The sequence below is a fragment of the Chryseobacterium sp. 22532 genome (assembly GCF_052044665.1).
Lineage (GTDB): Bacteria > Bacteroidota > Bacteroidia > Flavobacteriales > Weeksellaceae > Chryseobacterium > Chryseobacterium lathyri.
In genome coordinates this window covers 129,695-147,787 of the sequence record NZ_JBQENJ010000006.1, presented here as the reverse complement: position 1 = coordinate 147,787, position 18,093 = coordinate 129,695, and the positions used below count along the sequence as shown (strand labels likewise).

The following is an 18,093-nucleotide window of genomic DNA, read 5'->3' as shown; positions in this document are numbered from 1 at the left end:
TTATTCTTTTTGAAGGTTATTTAAATATTGGTGTACATCCATTGCATGCGAATATTTTCTTGTTTCTAGCAAATTACTTACCATTTCTGTAGCTTTGCAGGCTAATAGGCTAAATTGATCATAATTTTCAAAAGCAAAAGTTAAAGATAAAACAATATCTTTAATAGACCTTGGTTCAATTTTGATACAATTTACCCCATCTCTCATTAAAGAAGATATACCTCCTACAAATGTAGTAATGATGGGAGTTCCATATATCATTGCTTCATATAACGTTCTTGGAAATCCTTCGTGATAAGAAGGTAATATGTAGATATCCGAATTTAGAAAGTGCCAGCGAATTTCCTGCGGATCAAAGGTTGCCCCTTTAAAAGACACAATATCGTGTAAGTTTAAATGATCTGCTAATTTCTTTAGTTCATCAAAATACTCTCCATCTCCAACCAAACTTAATTCGAATTTATATTTCGATTCCTTTAACTCTGCCACGGCATGAAGTAACTCCAAAATACCTTTATCATTAGTCATACGACCCAAATAAAGAATTTTATAAGAATTTCTTTTCTCATATTGCCTGTCTACAATAATATCCATTTCGGTAAGCGTAATCATTGGTCTTATGGTGTAAGCAATTTGTTTTCCAGCAATTGTATTAATATTATCTGTAAAAAAATCTGCCACACAAAATCCAACAGCAGCCTGTTTATATATCAATGACGGAATCTTTCCTTGCATATCATCCATTCCTCTGACATAAAGTCCATATTTTTTCTGTAATATACTACAAATAAACGCTGTATATTTAAAAGCTGTAGGATAAAAAATGTAAACAAAATCAGATTTCACTATTTCAGGGATAACTCTCAAATACAGCAATATATAATTCAGAATTTTGTTAGATTTTCTATATAACCCTTTAACGTTCAGATTATTTTCATTAAGTTTATAGACATGAATATTGTTCGGTTCGTCAATGATTTGGCCATATATTGTAACTTCTGAGCCTAACCTTTGCAATTCTGCTGCGAATTCTCCAGTGTTTTTTTCAACAGCAAAATCATTTTTTACTTTCGTAATTTCTGCATTAGGGATAATTAATATCTTGTTTATTTTCATTTCTTAATTGAATTTAAAAATTCCAGCATCCCTTTAATATATGTATTGGCATTAAATTTAAATTTAGCCGTGTTCAGAGCATTTTGCCCTACAATCATTGCTTTTTCAGGATGGTTTTCAATAAAAATAATTTTATCTGCCATACAGTCCAAATCTCCCACATTACATAAAAAGATATCATAGTTATTCGTAACATACTCTGATATTTCACCAGCTTTGGTAGCTACTATTGGAACTCCGGAAAGCATATATTCTCCCAATTTCGTAGGAAAACCGCCGGAAACATATTTTGTAGGTGTGGTAATTAAACATTGAGCCCCAGACAAAATTACCGGAACTTCCTCAATTGGCTTTCTACCCAAGAAAAGAACTCGATCTTCAAGTCCATTTTCCTGAACATATGTTTTAATAGCATAGCATTCAGGGAAATTTTCGCACAGTGTATTATAATCACCTATTAGGTAGAGCTTAAAAGATTTTTTTTGTGATTTGTTCAGGTATTTATGAAAAGTAATGATGCTGTCAAACAGTCCGTCCCGATTGTGTACACCAAAAGTCAAGCTAATATACTGCCCCCTCTCTTCTCCTCCAGAGACTCCATCAAATCTATCGGGATCAATCGTCATTGGCAAAAGAAAAACATTCTTTGATATTTTAGAATAAAAGTCTCTCAACGTATTTGAAATTACTATAAAACCATCAAACAAATATAAATTTAAACGTTCTAATAATTGTCTCATTTTAGACATTTGAAAATATCCATAAGGGTATTCTGTCTTGTCAATAACAAATGGTATAGAAGTTAATAGGGTAAATAGTTTTACAAAAAAATTAGTAAGAAAATTATCATGATAAGATAAAACTGCGTCCACTTTTTCAGTAAAAATAAATTTTCTGATATTATTCAAGCCAAAGAATCTAAAATACAATTTATCAAGAAAATTTCCATTATAGTACTTTTTATCTGAAAGAAAAGTATATTTTACCCCTTCAAAAACTCCCTGTTCAGGACATTCTGTTAGAGCCGGATAAACCATTAGTACATGTATATTTATTCCCTTTTTTGCCATTGCTTTACAGTAGCTATGGATTCTTAAAGATGAAACATCGTGTATTGGAAAATAATATGATGCTATCAATATAATTTTCATGGTGAGCTGTAAATAAGGTTAGATTCGAACAATGGATAATAGGTCCATTTCAGAGTACTTGACAAAAACTGGTATAAAATAATAGAATACATGCCTATTAAAATTAAGCCCAAAATGACACGTAAATTGATTTTTTTGTAGCAATAAAACAAATAGAGTATAAAAAATAATTCTATGGGAAATAATACTCTAAAAAACCTGCCAAAATCAGGAATAAAAAAGTACAAGGGAATATATATAAGTGTTATTATATTCACTTTTTGGAATAAAATTATAATCCGCTCTTTTTCCAAGGAAAGATCGAGTTGTTTATTCCTGGTATAATAACTAAATAATAACAATGCAAATACAATAACTGCATGGCTTGCAGCAGGGCCTATCGGGCTATCCCCAGTTGCGTAATAAAGTATTTTCCCGGCAATTAACTTGTTTCCAATAAACGAAATAAATATTGTCATAGAGGTTGCGAGCAATATAATTATTCCTAAAATAAGAAGAGAAAGTTTTTTAATACTCATTTTAGTTCTTAAAACGAGTAAGAATGTAAAGTAAAATACTCCGGTATTATGAAATGTAAAGGCCAGTAATAATAAAATCACCGATTTCAATATCAAATACTTAGAGTTGTTAAAAACAAGTGTTAAGAAGAGGAAGAATAATGCATTAGTCATATAATTACGCATAAAAACGTAATCCATAATGAAAATAATAAAATATAAAATGGCAAATGCCGCAGGATACGGTGATATGGTCGTAAAATATAGTATTATTCCTAAAATAAGAAAAGAATAAACAATCATAAAACCTTGAAAATCGAGGCCTAAACTATAAATAAAACTATTAAATATTGCATACCCTTTTTCAACATCAATAACATCTAATCCAAATTTTCCAATTGTATTATAAAAATATTCATATTGCTCGTAATCTCCATTCCAGCTATTCCAGCCCCATAATTGCCAAATAAACAGGAAAACACATCCCGCAATAATCTTGGATTTTGGGAAAATAATACACAATAATAAAAGGAAAACAAAAATTGCAAAAATCATAATCCTTTAATTTCTTTTCTATAATAATATAAAATTACCAATGCATACATTAAGCCTGATAAAATACGGGCAACTGCAGCCCCTGCACCTCTATATAAATAGATAAATATAATGTTTGCTATTAGTAACGTAAAACCAACAAGAAATGATGCATTCCTAAGTTCTTTTCCTTTTCCTTTTGCCAATAAAAATCTATTAAAAAAATCTCCTATCCCATAAAGAACAAATCCTATGGATAAATATTGCAACATTACCACAGATTCAAGATACTCTTTCCCAAAAAAAACAGAAACTATAAGATTAGAAGTAAATATAATAAATAACATAAGAAAAATGCTTAATCCAAATGTCATGAATATCAACTTTCGTGGTATAAATTGGCTTTGCGCAAAATTTTTAAATTGTGTTGTTGCAATAATATTGGGAATCATAGACAAAGGTGAGGCCAGCAGAGTAGCTAATGTATAATAGCCTACTTCTATATTGTTGACTCCAAAATGGCTGATTAATATTCCAGATAAGCTTCCACTACCAGAAGCTATCAGGGCTCCAAAATAAATATCAAAACCAAATTGCTTATTTCCAACCAATATTTCAGAAAGCCTTCTTTTAAACTGTTTAAATGTAGGTTTAATTTTTACAAAAACGTATAGATAAGCAATTATAAAGGTAAGGTAATTAAGTAAAACGATAGTTACAAGACTTACATTTTTAAAATAGAAGAAAATAATAATCAGTATTCCTGCTAGAAAAATTTTAGGAAGCAGGCGTGACCAAGACAAAAGGTTGATCTTATTATCACCGGGAAGATAATTTTCATTTAATGTTGTAAGCAAATAAATCCATGAAAGTGGTATAGAAATCAATAATACTTTAAAAAAACTGCTTTTATTCATATTTTCAGAAAAGAACGCATAGACTGTAACTGACACAGCCATTAGGATGAAAAGTATTATAACAAAGAAAAATCCTACAAGATAATAACCTCTTATTTTATCTTTATCATTACTAATTGCAACTAATCTTGAAATAGTATAAAATATCCCGAAATTAAAAATTATCTGGCAAAAACTATATATGTTAAATAACAATGCGTAATCCCCATAAAGTTCTTTCCCTAAGATACGGGTTAAAAGAGAATTGGTTGCAAAGCCCAAAACAAGTCCTACTATTGTAGAAACCAGTAACCCAAAAGCTTGAGTAACATTTTCATTTTTATATCCCTCTCGAAGAAAATTAATTAATTTTACCATTATAAAACTGACTACATTTCCCGTAAATTATTTATAATCTTGTGACATTATCTTGTTGGACAAAGCCTTTTATGTCATAGATTACCCCGCCCTCAATCAGATATTTCTTAAAATCAAAATCTACAAATTCTTTATGAGCTACAGTTAATACAATAACATTAAATTTTTCATCTGGAATTTCATTATAAATAGACAGTCCATACTCATGTGCTACCTCCAAAGGATTTGCCCAAGGATCATAGGTCATAACATCTAAGGAATAATCTTTCAGACCTTTTATTACATCTACAGCCTTTGTATTTCGAACATCTGGACAATTTTCTTTAAAAGTGATTCCTAAATTTAAAACTTTACTTCCATTAACTTTAATATTTTTCTTGATCATTGTTTTTATAATCTGTGAAGCAACATATTCACCCATAGAATCATTTAATCGACGACCAGCTAAAATAATTTCAGGATGATAACCATGTTCCTGAGCCTTTTGTGCTAAATAGTATGGGTCAACTCCAATGCAATGACCACCAACTAGTCCTGGTTTAAATGGTAAAAAATTCCACTTTGTAGATGCGGCTATTAAAACAGCATGGGTATCAATGCCTAAAATATTAAAAATTTTTGCCAACTCATTCACAAATGCAATATTAATATCTCTCTGAGAATTTTCAATGACCTTTGCAGCTTCTGCAACCTTAATGGTTGGAGCAAGGTGCGTACCAGCAGTGATAATAGACTGGTATAATTCATCCACAATTTTGCCGATTTCCGGTGTAGAACCTGAAGTCACTTTTAGTATGTTCTCCACTGTATGTTCCTTATCTCCAGGGTTAATTCTTTCTGGGGAATACCCTGCATAAAAATCTTTGTTAAAGACTAATCCTGAAACTTTTTCTAATACGGGAATACATTCTTCTTCTGTAACACCAGGATATACTGTCGATTCATAAATCACAATATCTCCTTCTGAAAGAACTTTCCCTACCGTTTCAGAAGATTTATATAAAGGAGTTAAATCCGGGCGGTTATTCTTATCTACAGGCGTAGGAACAGTAACTATATAAATATTTGCCTCTTGGATATCAGTAATACTGTTTGAGCAAAACAATCCATTTTCACCTTCTTCAAAAGGATTTCCTTTTATTAGTACAGATTGTAAAATCTCATCTTCAACTTCTAGCGTTATATCTTTCCCTTCATTTAGTTCTTTAACTCTTTGTTGATTGATATCAAAACCAACCACAGGATATTTAGTTGCAAATAAGCGAGCTAAGGGTAATCCTACATATCCTAACCCTATAACCACAATTTTAAAATCTTTCATTATTTATGTTTTTGTAAAGCTTTATTAATACCATTCATAAATTCTTCATCAAATTCTTTAGATACTACTTCGGTTCCATATAAATTTAAATGTCCTTTATCATAATACATTAATGTGTCTCTATTGAATGGTATATCTTTTAATTTACTTCTAAAATCAATATTGATCACGTGTACATTCTTGTATCGTTCCAAAACTTTTTTGATTCTAGCAGGCAGGCGCTTATATCCAATTTTGTATTTATAGTTTGAGTCAGGATTTTTAATAAAATCTCTATTAATTCTTATTGGATTATTATCAGGAGTTGGGTAGTCTGGCAAGACTATAACTGTTTGAGAGCTATCTAGGCTTCCCAAAAATTGATTTAGTGCACTTGGCAATGTAGGCAAATCATCAAACCACACTGAACAAATGAAGATAACTTTAGCTTTCTTTATTTCTTCAGTGGTAGCTTTCATTATCTTAGAATATTGTATAAACGATTCCTTATTTAAAAAATCAGGTTCAGTAAAACCAGGAATATTAAGATACCTATCATTTGTTACTGTTCTGAAATTAAAAAAATGTGATTTTCCCAGATTATTTAAAATATTCTTGTACGCTAAAGCATGACTGTCTCCAATTAACAAAATTGAATCTCTTTTTTCAATTAGATTCCCGAAACTTTCAACTTCTTTAAAATCGTAGGAATGTGATTTAAGGCCAAAAACCGGTCGAGAATACTTATCTGGTATTTTATAAAAATAGGTATTTATTCGTGGTAATAACACAGTCAATAATCCAAGAGTAATAACAGGAATACTGAAAAGAGTAAAAAACCTAACGTTATTTGTTTTTCTAAAATATTTTTCTATTGTATAATAGGTGAATAAGGATAGCAAGTAAGTAGAGACTGTAATTAAAGCAATTTCACTAAAATTAAATTCATTGCTACTTTTGTAATATCGATATAATGCCATTATAGGCCAATGCCATAAGTAGATAGAATATGACAATTCTCCAATATGCACTGCTATTTTATTGCTAAGAATTTTCTTGTTAATAAAACTAACTTTATTGACGAGTAAAAACGCTGTCGCTATACAAGGAAAAATAACCAAATACCCAGGATAATCGGATTTTTCGGAAAATAGAAAAGAACAAACAATGATTATAATCAAACTAACTGCTGATATGCAATTGAGTGTTGTACTTCCAACCTTCTTTAAATAATCTTGTTTAACTGCAAATAAAGCTCCAATACAAAACTCAGGAATTCTTGCTGGTAAAGAAAAGTACATTTGGCTTTTAAGATCTAACAAATAGGTTCCACACAATGAATAACCTAAAAGGCCAATTATTAGAATAATCAATAGAGTTGGCAGCCATTTTTTGTTGACAAAGAAAAGTAATAGCGGTAACAAAAAATAAAACTGCATTTCGATGGCTAACGTCCAAGTATGAAGAAAAGGATTCTCTATACTTGATGCTCCAAAATAAGTATCTAAAGTAGAAAAATATACGTTTGAAGCAAAAATTGAAGACCAGAAAGCGTTCATTCTAAGTTGCAAAATATCACTTGGCAAATAGATAATAATTGCGGCAATTAGTACAGCTATTAAAACAATGTAGTAGACTGGAACTATACGTTTAAGCCTTCCAATATAAAAATTTGTAAATGTAAAGTTTCCTTTTTCTTTTTTGCTTAAAATAATACCAGAAATTAAATAACCAGAAATGACAAAAAAAATATCTACTCCTAGAAATCCTCCAGGTAAAGAGGAAAAAGAAATATGGAAAATAAACACTAAAAAAACCGCTAGAGCTCTTAACCCCTGGATATCCGCCCTAAAATCATTCATATAATTTTATCTTAGGTTATCCCAATACCATTTAACAGCCTCTCCCAGCCCTTCTTCAAGAGTATGGCTAGGTGAATAGCTTAATAATTTTTTCGCTTTCTCTATTGATGCCAATGAGTGAGGAATATCACCTTGTCGGTGAGGTCCATATATTATTTCAATATTAGCTATTTTTTCATCATAATTGCTTAACAATTTTTTTAGACACAGTACCAAATCATTTAAGGTAGTTCGTTCTCCTACCGCAGTATTGTAAACAGTATTAATTCCCTCCTGATTTTCTGTTAACATTGCTAATTCATTCATCTGAATAACATTATCAATATAAGTAAAATCTCTGGAATAATCTCCTACCCCATTAATTTTTGGCGATTGCCCACTGATAAATTGTTTTACGAATAAAGGAATAACTGCTGCATAAACTCCATTGGGATCCTGACGGCGTCCAAAAACGTTAAAGTAACGCAAACCAATACACTCCATCCCATAAGTTTTACTAAAGATATCTGCATATAGTTCGTTAACATATTTTGTAATTGCATATGGAGACAATGGGCGTCCAATTACGTCTTCCACTTTCGGTAAAACTTGAGAATCACCATATGTTGAAGATGAAGCAGCATAAACAAATCTTTTAACATTTGCATCTCTTGCTGCTACTAACATATTTAAAAAGCCAGAAACATTAACTTCATTAGACGTTTGAGGGTCTTTTATTGATCTGGGAACTGATCCTAATGCGGCTTCGTGTAGTATATAATCTACACCGTGTACCGCCATTGTACAGGTTTCAAAATTACGGATGTCACCTTCAATAAGTCTATATTTTGGATTCGCTAGAAAAGATTCAATATTAAGGCGATGGCCAGTAGAAAAATTATCCAAACAAATAACTTCATATCCTTTCTCTAAAAAGTACTCGGTAAGATTTGAGCCTATAAACCCTGCACCTCCTGTAATTAAAATCTTTTTCATTTAAAATCTATCTTTTATTTTTTGAAACCAAGTTTTCTTTTCAAAAGTATATCCGTAACCATATTTATTATTATAACCTAAGTTTTCATGGCTAATATCATTTAACACAAACCCAACATTTTTAATTTTATTTTGGTTTACATTAGTATTAGCAAATTCAATTAAAGATTTTTCAGTATAATTTGATCTTGTCACATAAATAGTAACATCCGCCATATCTGAAATCAAAAAAGTATCTGTAACTAAAAGTAATGGTGCAGTATCTAAAATAATATAATCATATTTTAATTTAAGTTGCTCCACCAAGACTTCATATCTACCATTCGATAACAACTCAGTAGGATTAGGGGGAATCATTCCTGAATAGATCACATCTAAATGCGGGTTAAAAGACGAAACATGAACTATATCCTCAAGCTGAGTTTGGTTTGAGTGTAAATATTCAGTAAGCCCTGCCAATCCTTTTCTTGAAGGATTATATCTCTGTAGTTGAGGATTTCTAATATCTGAACCAATTATAATTGCCTTTTTCTTTGGATTTGCCAATGTTAAGGCTAAATTGACAGAGGTGAAAGTTTTGCCCTCTCCTTTAACTGTTGAAGTAACAAATACAACTTTTCCTTTAACGTTACCTTTAGGAAGCATAAAATTCATATTCGTTATTAAAATTCTAAATGCTTCAGCCATAGGAGTAATATCATTCATTTGAACAATATCCGAGTCCCCTTTCTCCAAACTTGGTAATTCTGCAATTACAGGACGATGTATTAAATGTTCAAGATCATGTTTAGAAACAACTTTATTATTCAATAATCCAAATAAGTAAATAATTGCAAAAGGAATCAAGAACCCAACGATTAAAGCAGCAAATAATATAATGCCTTTCTGAGGTGATACTGGAGAATTTGAAGCATAGGCTGTATCAATGACTCTTGCCTTTGGTGCCATAATAGACAATCCAATTGCAGTTTCCTCTCTTTTCTGAAGAAGAAGAAGATATAAATTTTCTTTAATCTGCTGCTGTCTTTCAATACCCCTGAATAGTCTTTCTATGGAAGGAAGCTTAGATATTTTATCTGAAACCTTATTTTGCTCGCCCACATACTCATTTCTTGCTAACTCCAAACCTTCTTTATTTCTCTGTAAACTCTGTGCTATTGTAGCCCGCATCGAATTAATTTGTTTGGTAATATCAACCACAGCTGGATTTTCTGTAGTCCCAGATTCTAATAATCTGTTACGCTGCATTATCAGCTGATTATATATAGAGATACCACTTGTTGCATCAGTATTATTTAAACCTACATTAGCAGGCAGGACCTGAAACTGTCCTTGCTTCGAAACAAAAGCAATTAAAGAATTTGTTAATTCTAGCTGCCCATCAATTTCTAATTGCTTACTTCTTGCAGAAGCAGAACTTTCTAAATTTATTTTGGCTTCTGTTTCAAGATCTGTAAGATTATTTTTTGCTTTAAATATTTCTTTTTGACTTTCTACCTCACCAAGTTCGCTGGAAAGCTTTTTAATTCTGTCTTCAATAAAATCTAATGTTTTTGTAGATTCTAAGTTTTTGTCTGAAATAGCATCATTGTTATAGGCAACAACTAACGCATTAAGTATGTCAATAGCCTTTTCACGTTGAGGATATTTCATTGATAATCCCAAAACAGTAGCATCTTTACTAACAGTACCAACCTTAGAAATATTTTGAAAATATGAAACTTTCTTTTCTATTGGTAATATTCTAAGCTGTAATTCGTTAGTATTTATATCCTTTGTAGTTAAAGGATTAAATTCATTATTTTTAACAATAATAACTGTCACATATGGTAAATTTATCGTTTTACCAAATTTTGAAACAATTTCTTTACCCAATTCATCTGAATTAAGATGTAATTCATCACCAATTATTTTTAAATTGACAGGATCTTTAGGAAACTCAGATAATGGCTTTTCTGAAACAACCTTAACTTGAATTGGAGAAGATTGTTTATATAGCTCAATACTTCCAATTTTCTTTTCCGCAAAGATATCAACTTGTAAGTCTTGAGATTTCACAACATCTCTCATAAGTTTCTTAGACTTAAAAAGCTCAATCTCATTGTCTATACTATTGGTTTTCATCCCTCCAAATCCAGACAAATCTCGAAGAATACCTATATCACTTCCTGCAGCAGGAGAATTCTTAGAATCTTTTACAAGCACTGTTGTTTCTATATTGTAAACAGGAGTTACAAATTTCAAAGCGAAATAAGTAACAAGTACACATAAAAACGCTGAAAGAACAAACCATTTCCAATTTCTTAAATAAGGTTTAATAATTTCATTGATATTATTTGAATTTTCTCCTTCTGAAGAATACAGTTTTTTTTGGTTATCCATTAATTTTTTACTTCTTGATTAAACTTACAATAACTGCCGCTGCTGTAATAGCAATTGAAGCAGCCGTTAAATATAATCCTGTATTTGGGTTTTGTTTAGATGCTAAATCTTTTGTGTTAGTAGAGGCTACAATGATAGCATCACCTTGCTTCAAATTGTAATAAGGTGAATTAATCAAATTTGCATCCTGCAAATTTATTTTACCATGAGAAATCTGTCCATTTTCAGTTCTTATCACCAAAACATTATCTCTTTTACCATATGCCGTTAAATCACCAGCCATACCAAGTGCATTTAAAATAGTTGCTTGTCCATTAGAGATTACATAATCTCCCTGCCTAGTTACCTCTCCTAAAACAGTGATTTTAAAATTTGCCAATCTAATACTAACAGTCGGATTAATGACGTAACGAGTCATTTCTGATCTAAGCTTATCTTTGAAATCCATTAATGTTTTCCCAGTAGTATTAAGTTTTCCTATTATCGGAAAATCTATATTTCCTTCAGAATCTACAATATAGGTGGGACCACTAATAGTTGTTAAGCCTTGATTAGGTGTATTTCCTCCAGCAAGAGAGTTGGTTTGAATCAGTTCAGAAGATGAATAATTTTGATTAAATGCTTTGACAACATCCATATCTTTTGCAGTGATCAAAATTACTAATTGATCACCGACTTGTATTGTAGAATTAGAATTTTTTGAAGAAGCTTCTATAGCAACATTCTCTATATTTTGCATATAGTTCAAATCATTCTTAGCATTTTCTTTAACTTTGCAGGATACTAATAAGAATATAGAAAATACCCCTAATATTTTACTCTTCATATTTTTAAAATTGTACAAATATACATTTATATTTTTCTATTTATCTAATTGTTCATACACAGAATTATTGCTCTTAAACTCCGGAACAATTGTTTTTAAAAGCTTGACTACATTTACTTTATCTTCCATTACAGAAGCATCAGTAATCAACTTAATGAGGCTTTCTATTTCCAGGAATTCCATAGTTGGATCTTTAGAAATCATGATCTTTTCATTATGAGTAGGAAGTGTTTTAGCATTATCGCTTAAAAGCTCTTCATACAGTTTTTCACCTGGTCTAAGACCTGTATAGATAATTTTTATATCAATGTTAGGTTCAAAACCTGATAATTTAATCATTCTTCTCGCAAGATCAAGTATTTTTACCGGCTCTCCCATATCGAAAACAAAAATTTCTCCTCCCTGTCCCATTGTTCCTGCCTGGAGAACTAGTTCGCAAGCTTCAGGAATCGTCATAAAATATCTTACGATATCAGGATGAGTAATCGTCACTGGTCCCCCAGCTTCAATCTGTCGCTTAAAATGTGGAATAACAGAACCGTTTGAACCTAACACGTTTCCAAATCTTGTTGTAATAAATTTTGTTTTATTTCCTTCAACATGCTGTAAGGATTGAACGAACAATTCCGCTGCTCTTTTAGAAGCTCCCATTACATTCGTAGGATTTACAGCTTTATCTGTAGATATCATTACAAATCTGTTGACTTTATAACGGCTTGATAAAAGTGAAATATTTTTTGATCCTAAAACGTTAACACGGATAGCTTCATTAGGATTTTCCTCAACCAATGGAACATGTTTATAAGCGGCAGCATGGTATACCATTGAAAAGTTATAGATCTGAAATATAGGTTCAACTCTATGTATATTGGAAACATCAGCCAAAACAAATTTAAATCTGATATGAGGAAATTTTTCCTTCATTTCGAGCTCAATATCATATAACGGAGTTTCAGCCTGATCCAGAACAACAATCAATGCAGGATTAAACTGAGCTACCTGTCTTACGATTTCGCTTCCGATAGATCCGGCACCACCAGTCACTAAGATGTTTTTATTAAAATGTCTGCTTTTGACCTCTTCGCTTTCTATTTTTATTGGTTTCCTGTTAAGAAGATCCTCTATCTGAAGATTCCTGATTGCTCCCCCCAAGTCACTGTCTCTTAATTTCTGTACAGATGGAGCTTTGAAAATATTTAAGTCTTTTTCTAAAAATAAATTAACCCATGAGTTCATTTCATCTTTAGACATCATTTCTTTTACAATAATGACTCCGTCAATAATAAGATCGTCTTTTGTAGATTCTTCAATTCTACTTTTCTCATAGATAGGCTTTCCTAATAAAGAAGCCCTTTTGGAGTCTGTTCTCTGCGTAAGAAATCCTACTACCTGATAAGGCAGGCTTGGATTATCTAAAATAGCACGAGCTATAGCAATAGACTGCTCATCAATACCCAATACCAAAATCCTCTTTTTTAGAGCACTTCTTCTATATTCTCTGACGATATGAAAAAATTCTTTCACATACAATCTGAAAAGAAACAGTCCCATAAAAGAAATGATGAAGTAGAGTATCAGGAATGGTGTCAGTATAAACTTTCCGCCTGTAGACCAGAAATAAATAAGGTTGACTAATCCTACTACTGTCATAGTACAGAAGCAAGAAATCAGCAGTTTGAAAAGATCAATAAACGTAGAGTGCCTTATAATTCCTGCATAAGTTTTGAAAAAATACATAAAGATTGTATTTATCAAAATAATAAAGGCAAAAACAATGCTTTTATCTTCATGATAGATAAACTCTTTTTGGGTAATTTTTTCAATAGTATAAGTAGAAAGAAATAAAGACATTACCAGAATAATAATATCTATTACAAGTATTATCCATCTGGGAAGATATCTTACGTCTGAGAGATTGACAACATTATCACCTCCAAATATTTTTTTTCTAAGAGAGTTATACATTGTCTGAATATGTGTTCATGTTTAAATAGGTTAACACCTGCTTTTATTAATATTAATTCTTTAAGAATGGATACAAAAATAAAATAAAATCCTATCTATCCTTAAATTTTAAACAAATTTAATGAATTTCATTTTCTAAAACTTCAGAAATTCTAGATCTATAATCATTTGTTAAATTGGTCCCGGACGGCAGGCAAAGTCCTGTGTCAAAAAGTGTACCACATAAATTATTTCCAAAAAAATCACACTTTTTATATAGGGGCTGAAGGTGCATTGGTTTCCATAGATATCTGGTTTCTATATCATTCTGTGAAAATATCTCTCTAAGCTTTTCTTTTGAAAGCTCATTTTTTAAAATAACGGTATTAAGCCAATAGTTTGAAAAAAAGTCATTGTTGGGAGCAGAAAACAGCTCAATATTTTCATTATTTTTCACCAGTTCTTGATAAAAATCATGATTTTTTCTTTTCTGTTTGATTTTTTCGTCCAGTGTTTCCATCTGTCCTCTTCCTATCCCTGCTGCAATATTATCCATTCTGTAATTATATCCTAATTCAGAATGGCTGTAAAATTCTGCATTATCCTTGGCTTGTGTTGCAAGAATAAGTGCTCTGCTTTTGAATTGTGCATTTCTTGAGATCAAAATTCCGCCGCCACCGGTTGTAATAATTTTGTTTCCGTTAAAACTTATAACAGAAAGGTCTCCAAAAGTTCCGCAGGGCTGTCCTTTATATTTACTTCCCAGTGCTTCTGCACTGTCTTCAACAATAGGAATTTCATATTTTCTTGAGATCTGGAGTATTTCTGCTGCCATAAAGGGCATTCCGTATAAGGATACTGCAATAATAGCTTTAGGCTTTTTTCCCTGCTGTATGCAATGCTTTACGGCATCTTCCAGGGCATTTGGACACATATTCCAGGTCTCGCTTTCGCTATCTACGAATACAGGAATGGCTTTAAGATAAAGAATAGGATTGGCAGAGGCTACAAAGGTAAAAGACTGGCAGATCACAAAATCTCCTTCTTCTACATTTAATAATCTCAATGCCAGATGGATAGCTGCAGTACCGGAAGACAAAGCTGTGACATGCGAATTGTTGCCTAAGTAATTTTCCAGGCTCTTTTCAAATTCATCTATGTTAGAGCCGTATTGGGAAATCCAGTTGGTATCAAATGCGTTGTGTATATATTCAAGCTCACTTCCTCCCATATGAGGAGGTGAAAGCCAAATTTTTTCTTTTTTCAATTATCTATTTATGTTTCGTCAAAAGTATCACTTATTTTTTCATATTCAAAGCCTCTGCTCATTAAATATTTTATTGTTTTAGATTTTTTCTGATATTCCTGCATTCCTTTTTGCCTGGAATAATAATCTTCGAAGATTTTCCTGATCATTTTTTCATAATCATCTTCATCTATTTCATCAAAACAGCTGTTAATTAGCTTTTCCGAGATCTGTTTTTGCTTAAGATGCATTCTTATCTTATTTCTACCCCAGTGCTTGATATAAAACTTTCCCCTGATATAGCTGCGTGTAAACCTTTCTTCATTAAGATAATTCTCTTTCAGAAGGTAGAGGATAATTTCATCTTTTGCCTCATCAATCAGCAGAAATTCTCTCATTTTTTGCTCAACTTCTGCATGACAGCGGTCCTGATAAACGCAGTAATTTACCAGTTTCAGCTTTATTTCATCAAAGGTGAAAGATTTCTTCTCCATAATAGATATGAAAAAGAATGGACAGATGCCCATTCTTTATTATAATGTTTTTTAATCAAATTAATAGTTGAACAGGGCTTTGCCTTCCATCAGTTCATTTACTTTCTTTCTTACCGAAGCAATAACTTCTTCATTTTTAATATTGTCAACCACATCAGAAATTAGTCCCGCAATCGTATCCATATCGTTTTCTTTAAGGCCTCTTGTCGTGATCGCTGCCGTTCCCAGTCTGATACCGGAAGTGGTGAATGGCGACTTGTCATCAAAAGGAACCATATTTTTGTTACATGTAATATCTGCAAGCACTAAAGCTTTTTCTGTTTCTTTTCCGTTTACATTCTTATTTCTAAGGTCTACCAACATTAAGTGATTATCTGTACCACCGCTTACAATATTGAAGCCTCTGTCAGTCATAGCTTTTGACAGTGCCTGTGCATTAGATTTAACCTGCTTGGCATAGGTCTCGAACTGACCATCCAATGCCTCTCCGAAAGCAACTGCTTTACCAGCAATAACATGCTCAAGCGGCCCACCCTGAATTCCAGGGAAAACAGCTCCATCCAATACCTGGCTCATCATTTTTGTTTCTCCTTTCGGCGTTTTGTGGCCATATGTATTTTCAAAGTCTTTGCCCATCATGATCATTCCTCCTCTTGGACCTCTTAAAGTCTTGTGGGTAGTAGTCGTTACTACATGACAGTGTTCAAACGGAGAGTTCAAAAGCCCTTTGGCCACTAAACCAGCCGGGTGAGCAATATCTGCCCAAAGTGTAGCCCCGATCTCATCCGCAACCTCTCTGAATTTAGCATAATCAAGATCTCTTGAATAGGCCGAGAAACCTGCAATAAGCATTTTCGGTCTTTCTCTCAAAGCAACCTCTCTCATCTGATCGTAATCGATAAGTCCTGTTTCTTTCTGAACACCATAAGAAACCACCTGATACTGAATTCCTGAGAAATTAACCCCTGAACCATGAGTGAGGTGTCCTCCCATTGAAAGATCCATACCCATGATTTTGTCTCCTGCTTTCAAAACGGCAAGGTAAACGGCAGCATTCGCCTGAGATCCTGAATGCGGCTGTACATTAACATAGTCAACACCGAAAAGCTCTTTTGCTCTGTCGATGGCTAATGTTTCAACCTCATCTACTACTTCACAGCCTCCGTAATATCTTTTTCCGGGATATCCTTCAGCATATTTGTTGGTCAGTACACTTCCCATTGCTTTCATCACGTTCTCAGAAACAAAGTTTTCTGATGCAATAAGCTCTAATCCATGGGATTGTCTTTGTCTCTCTTTTTCAATCAGGTCGAAAATAATGTCCATTTTACTTTTAGTTTTTGAAATTTTTCACCCCAAATGTACGGAATTTCCTGTAAGATTTCTTTATCCTAAAATCCGATTTTGGAATAAAATTTCAGGCATTATGCAGTAATTTACCATCAATGGTGACTTTTTTACTCCAATTTATACCTGCTTTTTAAATACAAACTTGCTTTAACCAATAATATCAATATAGGAACTTCCACTAAAGGACCGATAACTCCTACAAAAGCCTGTGAGGAATGAATTCCAAAAACAGCAATACTTACTGCAATAGCCAATTCAAAATTATTTCCTGTCGCCGTAAAAGCAATGGAGACATTTTTATCATAAGGAACTTTAAGCCATTTGTTTATTGAAAAACTAATAAAAAACATCAATACAAAATAAATGATCAGTGGAATTGCAATTTTTACAACATCCATGGGCAGTTCCAATATTTTATCCCCTTTTAAGCTAAACATTAAGACAATCGTAAATAATAAGGCGTATAAAGTAACAGGTGATATGAAAGGAATGAATTTTTGGCTGTACCATTCTTTTCCTTTGAGTTTCGTAAGAAAATAACGGCTTAGAAAACCGGCTAAAAAAGGAATTCCCAGATAAATTAAGACGCTTTCCATTACGTCCCTGATAGGTACAGAAACATTAAAATTACCCAATCCTAATTTTTGAGGAAGAATATTAATAAACAGCCATACCATAAAGCTATAGGATATAATTTGAAAAATACTATTTAAGGTGATCAGCAAAGCTGCATATTCCCGGTTTCCTTTTGCCAGATCATTCCAGACAATAACCATGGCAATGCATCTTGCCAGGCCTATAAGAATCAGCCCTATCATAAAATCCGGCTCATTCTTAAGAAAAATAACAGCTAAAACAAACATCAAGACTGGACCTACGACCCAGTTTAATAATAACGAAACGGATATTACTTTTTTATCCCGGAACACTTTTGGCAATAAGCTATAATCTACCTTCGCAAGAGGTGGATACATCATCAGGATTAAGCCGACAGCTAAAGGGATATTAGTGGTACCTGAAGAAAATGAATTTGTTATTACAGAGATGCCAGGAAAAAAATATCCCAAACCGACTCCGATGATCATAGCCAGAAAAATCCAAAGGGTTAAATACCGGTCAAGAAATTTTAATTTGGTCTTCAT

At 32.3% G+C, this 18,093-nt stretch carries 14 protein-coding genes; all 14 read right to left on the bottom strand.

What is annotated here, in order from left to right; translation table 11 throughout:
- The gene (locus ACTJIV_RS16875) at positions 1–1,116 is read right to left on the bottom strand and encodes a glycosyltransferase family 4 protein (RefSeq protein WP_440628819.1); all 1,116 of its coding nucleotides are present in this window, start codon (positions 1,114–1,116) and stop codon (positions 1–3) included.
- On the bottom strand, positions 1,113–2,186 hold the full coding sequence (locus tag ACTJIV_RS16870) for a glycosyltransferase family 4 protein (RefSeq protein ID WP_157963377.1): 1,074 nt from the start codon (positions 2,184–2,186) through the stop codon (positions 1,113–1,115). Before ACTJIV_RS16870 ends, ACTJIV_RS16875 begins: the two co-directional genes overlap by 4 nt.
- 77 nt (positions 2,187–2,263) lie before the next feature.
- Positions 2,264–3,319: an EpsG family protein gene (locus tag ACTJIV_RS16865; RefSeq protein WP_111956574.1), complete on the bottom strand. Its 1,056-nt coding sequence runs from the start codon at positions 3,317–3,319 to the stop codon at positions 2,264–2,266.
- A complete protein-coding gene (locus ACTJIV_RS16860; protein ID WP_440628817.1) occupies positions 3,316–4,572 on the bottom strand; it encodes an oligosaccharide flippase family protein in 1,257 nt (418 codons plus the stop codon). Before ACTJIV_RS16860 ends, ACTJIV_RS16865 begins: the two co-directional genes overlap by 4 nt.
- 31 nt (positions 4,573–4,603) lie before the next feature.
- Positions 4,604–5,893: a nucleotide sugar dehydrogenase gene (locus tag ACTJIV_RS16855; protein WP_111956570.1), complete on the bottom strand. Its 1,290-nt coding sequence runs from the start codon at positions 5,891–5,893 to the stop codon at positions 4,604–4,606.
- Entirely contained in the window at positions 5,893–7,734 is a 1,842-nt protein-coding gene (locus tag ACTJIV_RS16850; RefSeq protein ID WP_440628814.1) for an acyltransferase family protein, read from the bottom strand. Before ACTJIV_RS16850 ends, ACTJIV_RS16855 begins: the two co-directional genes overlap by 1 nt.
- Before the next feature lie 6 nt (positions 7,735–7,740).
- Positions 7,741–8,709 carry an SDR family oxidoreductase gene (locus ACTJIV_RS16845; RefSeq protein ID WP_440628812.1) on the bottom strand — a complete coding sequence of 323 codons (969 nt, stop codon included), beginning with the start codon at positions 8,707–8,709 and terminating at the stop codon, positions 7,741–7,743.
- Entirely contained in the window at positions 8,710–11,091 is a 2,382-nt protein-coding gene (locus ACTJIV_RS16840; protein WP_111956564.1) for a GumC family protein, read from the bottom strand.
- Between the two features lie 7 nt (positions 11,092–11,098).
- On the bottom strand, positions 11,099–11,917 hold the full coding sequence (locus ACTJIV_RS16835; protein WP_111956562.1) for a polysaccharide biosynthesis/export family protein: 819 nt from the start codon (positions 11,915–11,917) through the stop codon (positions 11,099–11,101).
- Between the two features lie 36 nt (positions 11,918–11,953).
- Positions 11,954–13,882: a polysaccharide biosynthesis protein gene (locus ACTJIV_RS16830; protein WP_111956560.1), complete on the bottom strand. Its 1,929-nt coding sequence runs from the start codon at positions 13,880–13,882 to the stop codon at positions 11,954–11,956.
- Between the two features lie 118 nt (positions 13,883–14,000).
- Positions 14,001–15,092, bottom strand: a complete 1,092-nt coding sequence (locus tag ACTJIV_RS16825) for an aminotransferase class I/II-fold pyridoxal phosphate-dependent enzyme (RefSeq protein WP_440629045.1) — start codon at positions 15,090–15,092, stop codon at positions 14,001–14,003.
- Between the two features lie 44 nt (positions 15,093–15,136).
- Positions 15,137–15,601: a regulatory protein RecX gene (locus ACTJIV_RS16820; RefSeq protein WP_223560028.1), complete on the bottom strand. Its 465-nt coding sequence runs from the start codon at positions 15,599–15,601 to the stop codon at positions 15,137–15,139.
- Between the two features lie 60 nt (positions 15,602–15,661).
- Positions 15,662–16,927: a serine hydroxymethyltransferase gene (gene glyA / locus ACTJIV_RS16815; RefSeq protein WP_111956556.1), complete on the bottom strand. Its 1,266-nt coding sequence runs from the start codon at positions 16,925–16,927 to the stop codon at positions 15,662–15,664.
- Between the two features lie 131 nt (positions 16,928–17,058).
- Positions 17,059–18,093 (bottom strand): ACR3 family arsenite efflux transporter, encoded by a 1,035-nt coding sequence (gene arsB, locus ACTJIV_RS16810; RefSeq protein WP_440628809.1) that lies wholly within the window; start codon positions 18,091–18,093, stop codon positions 17,059–17,061.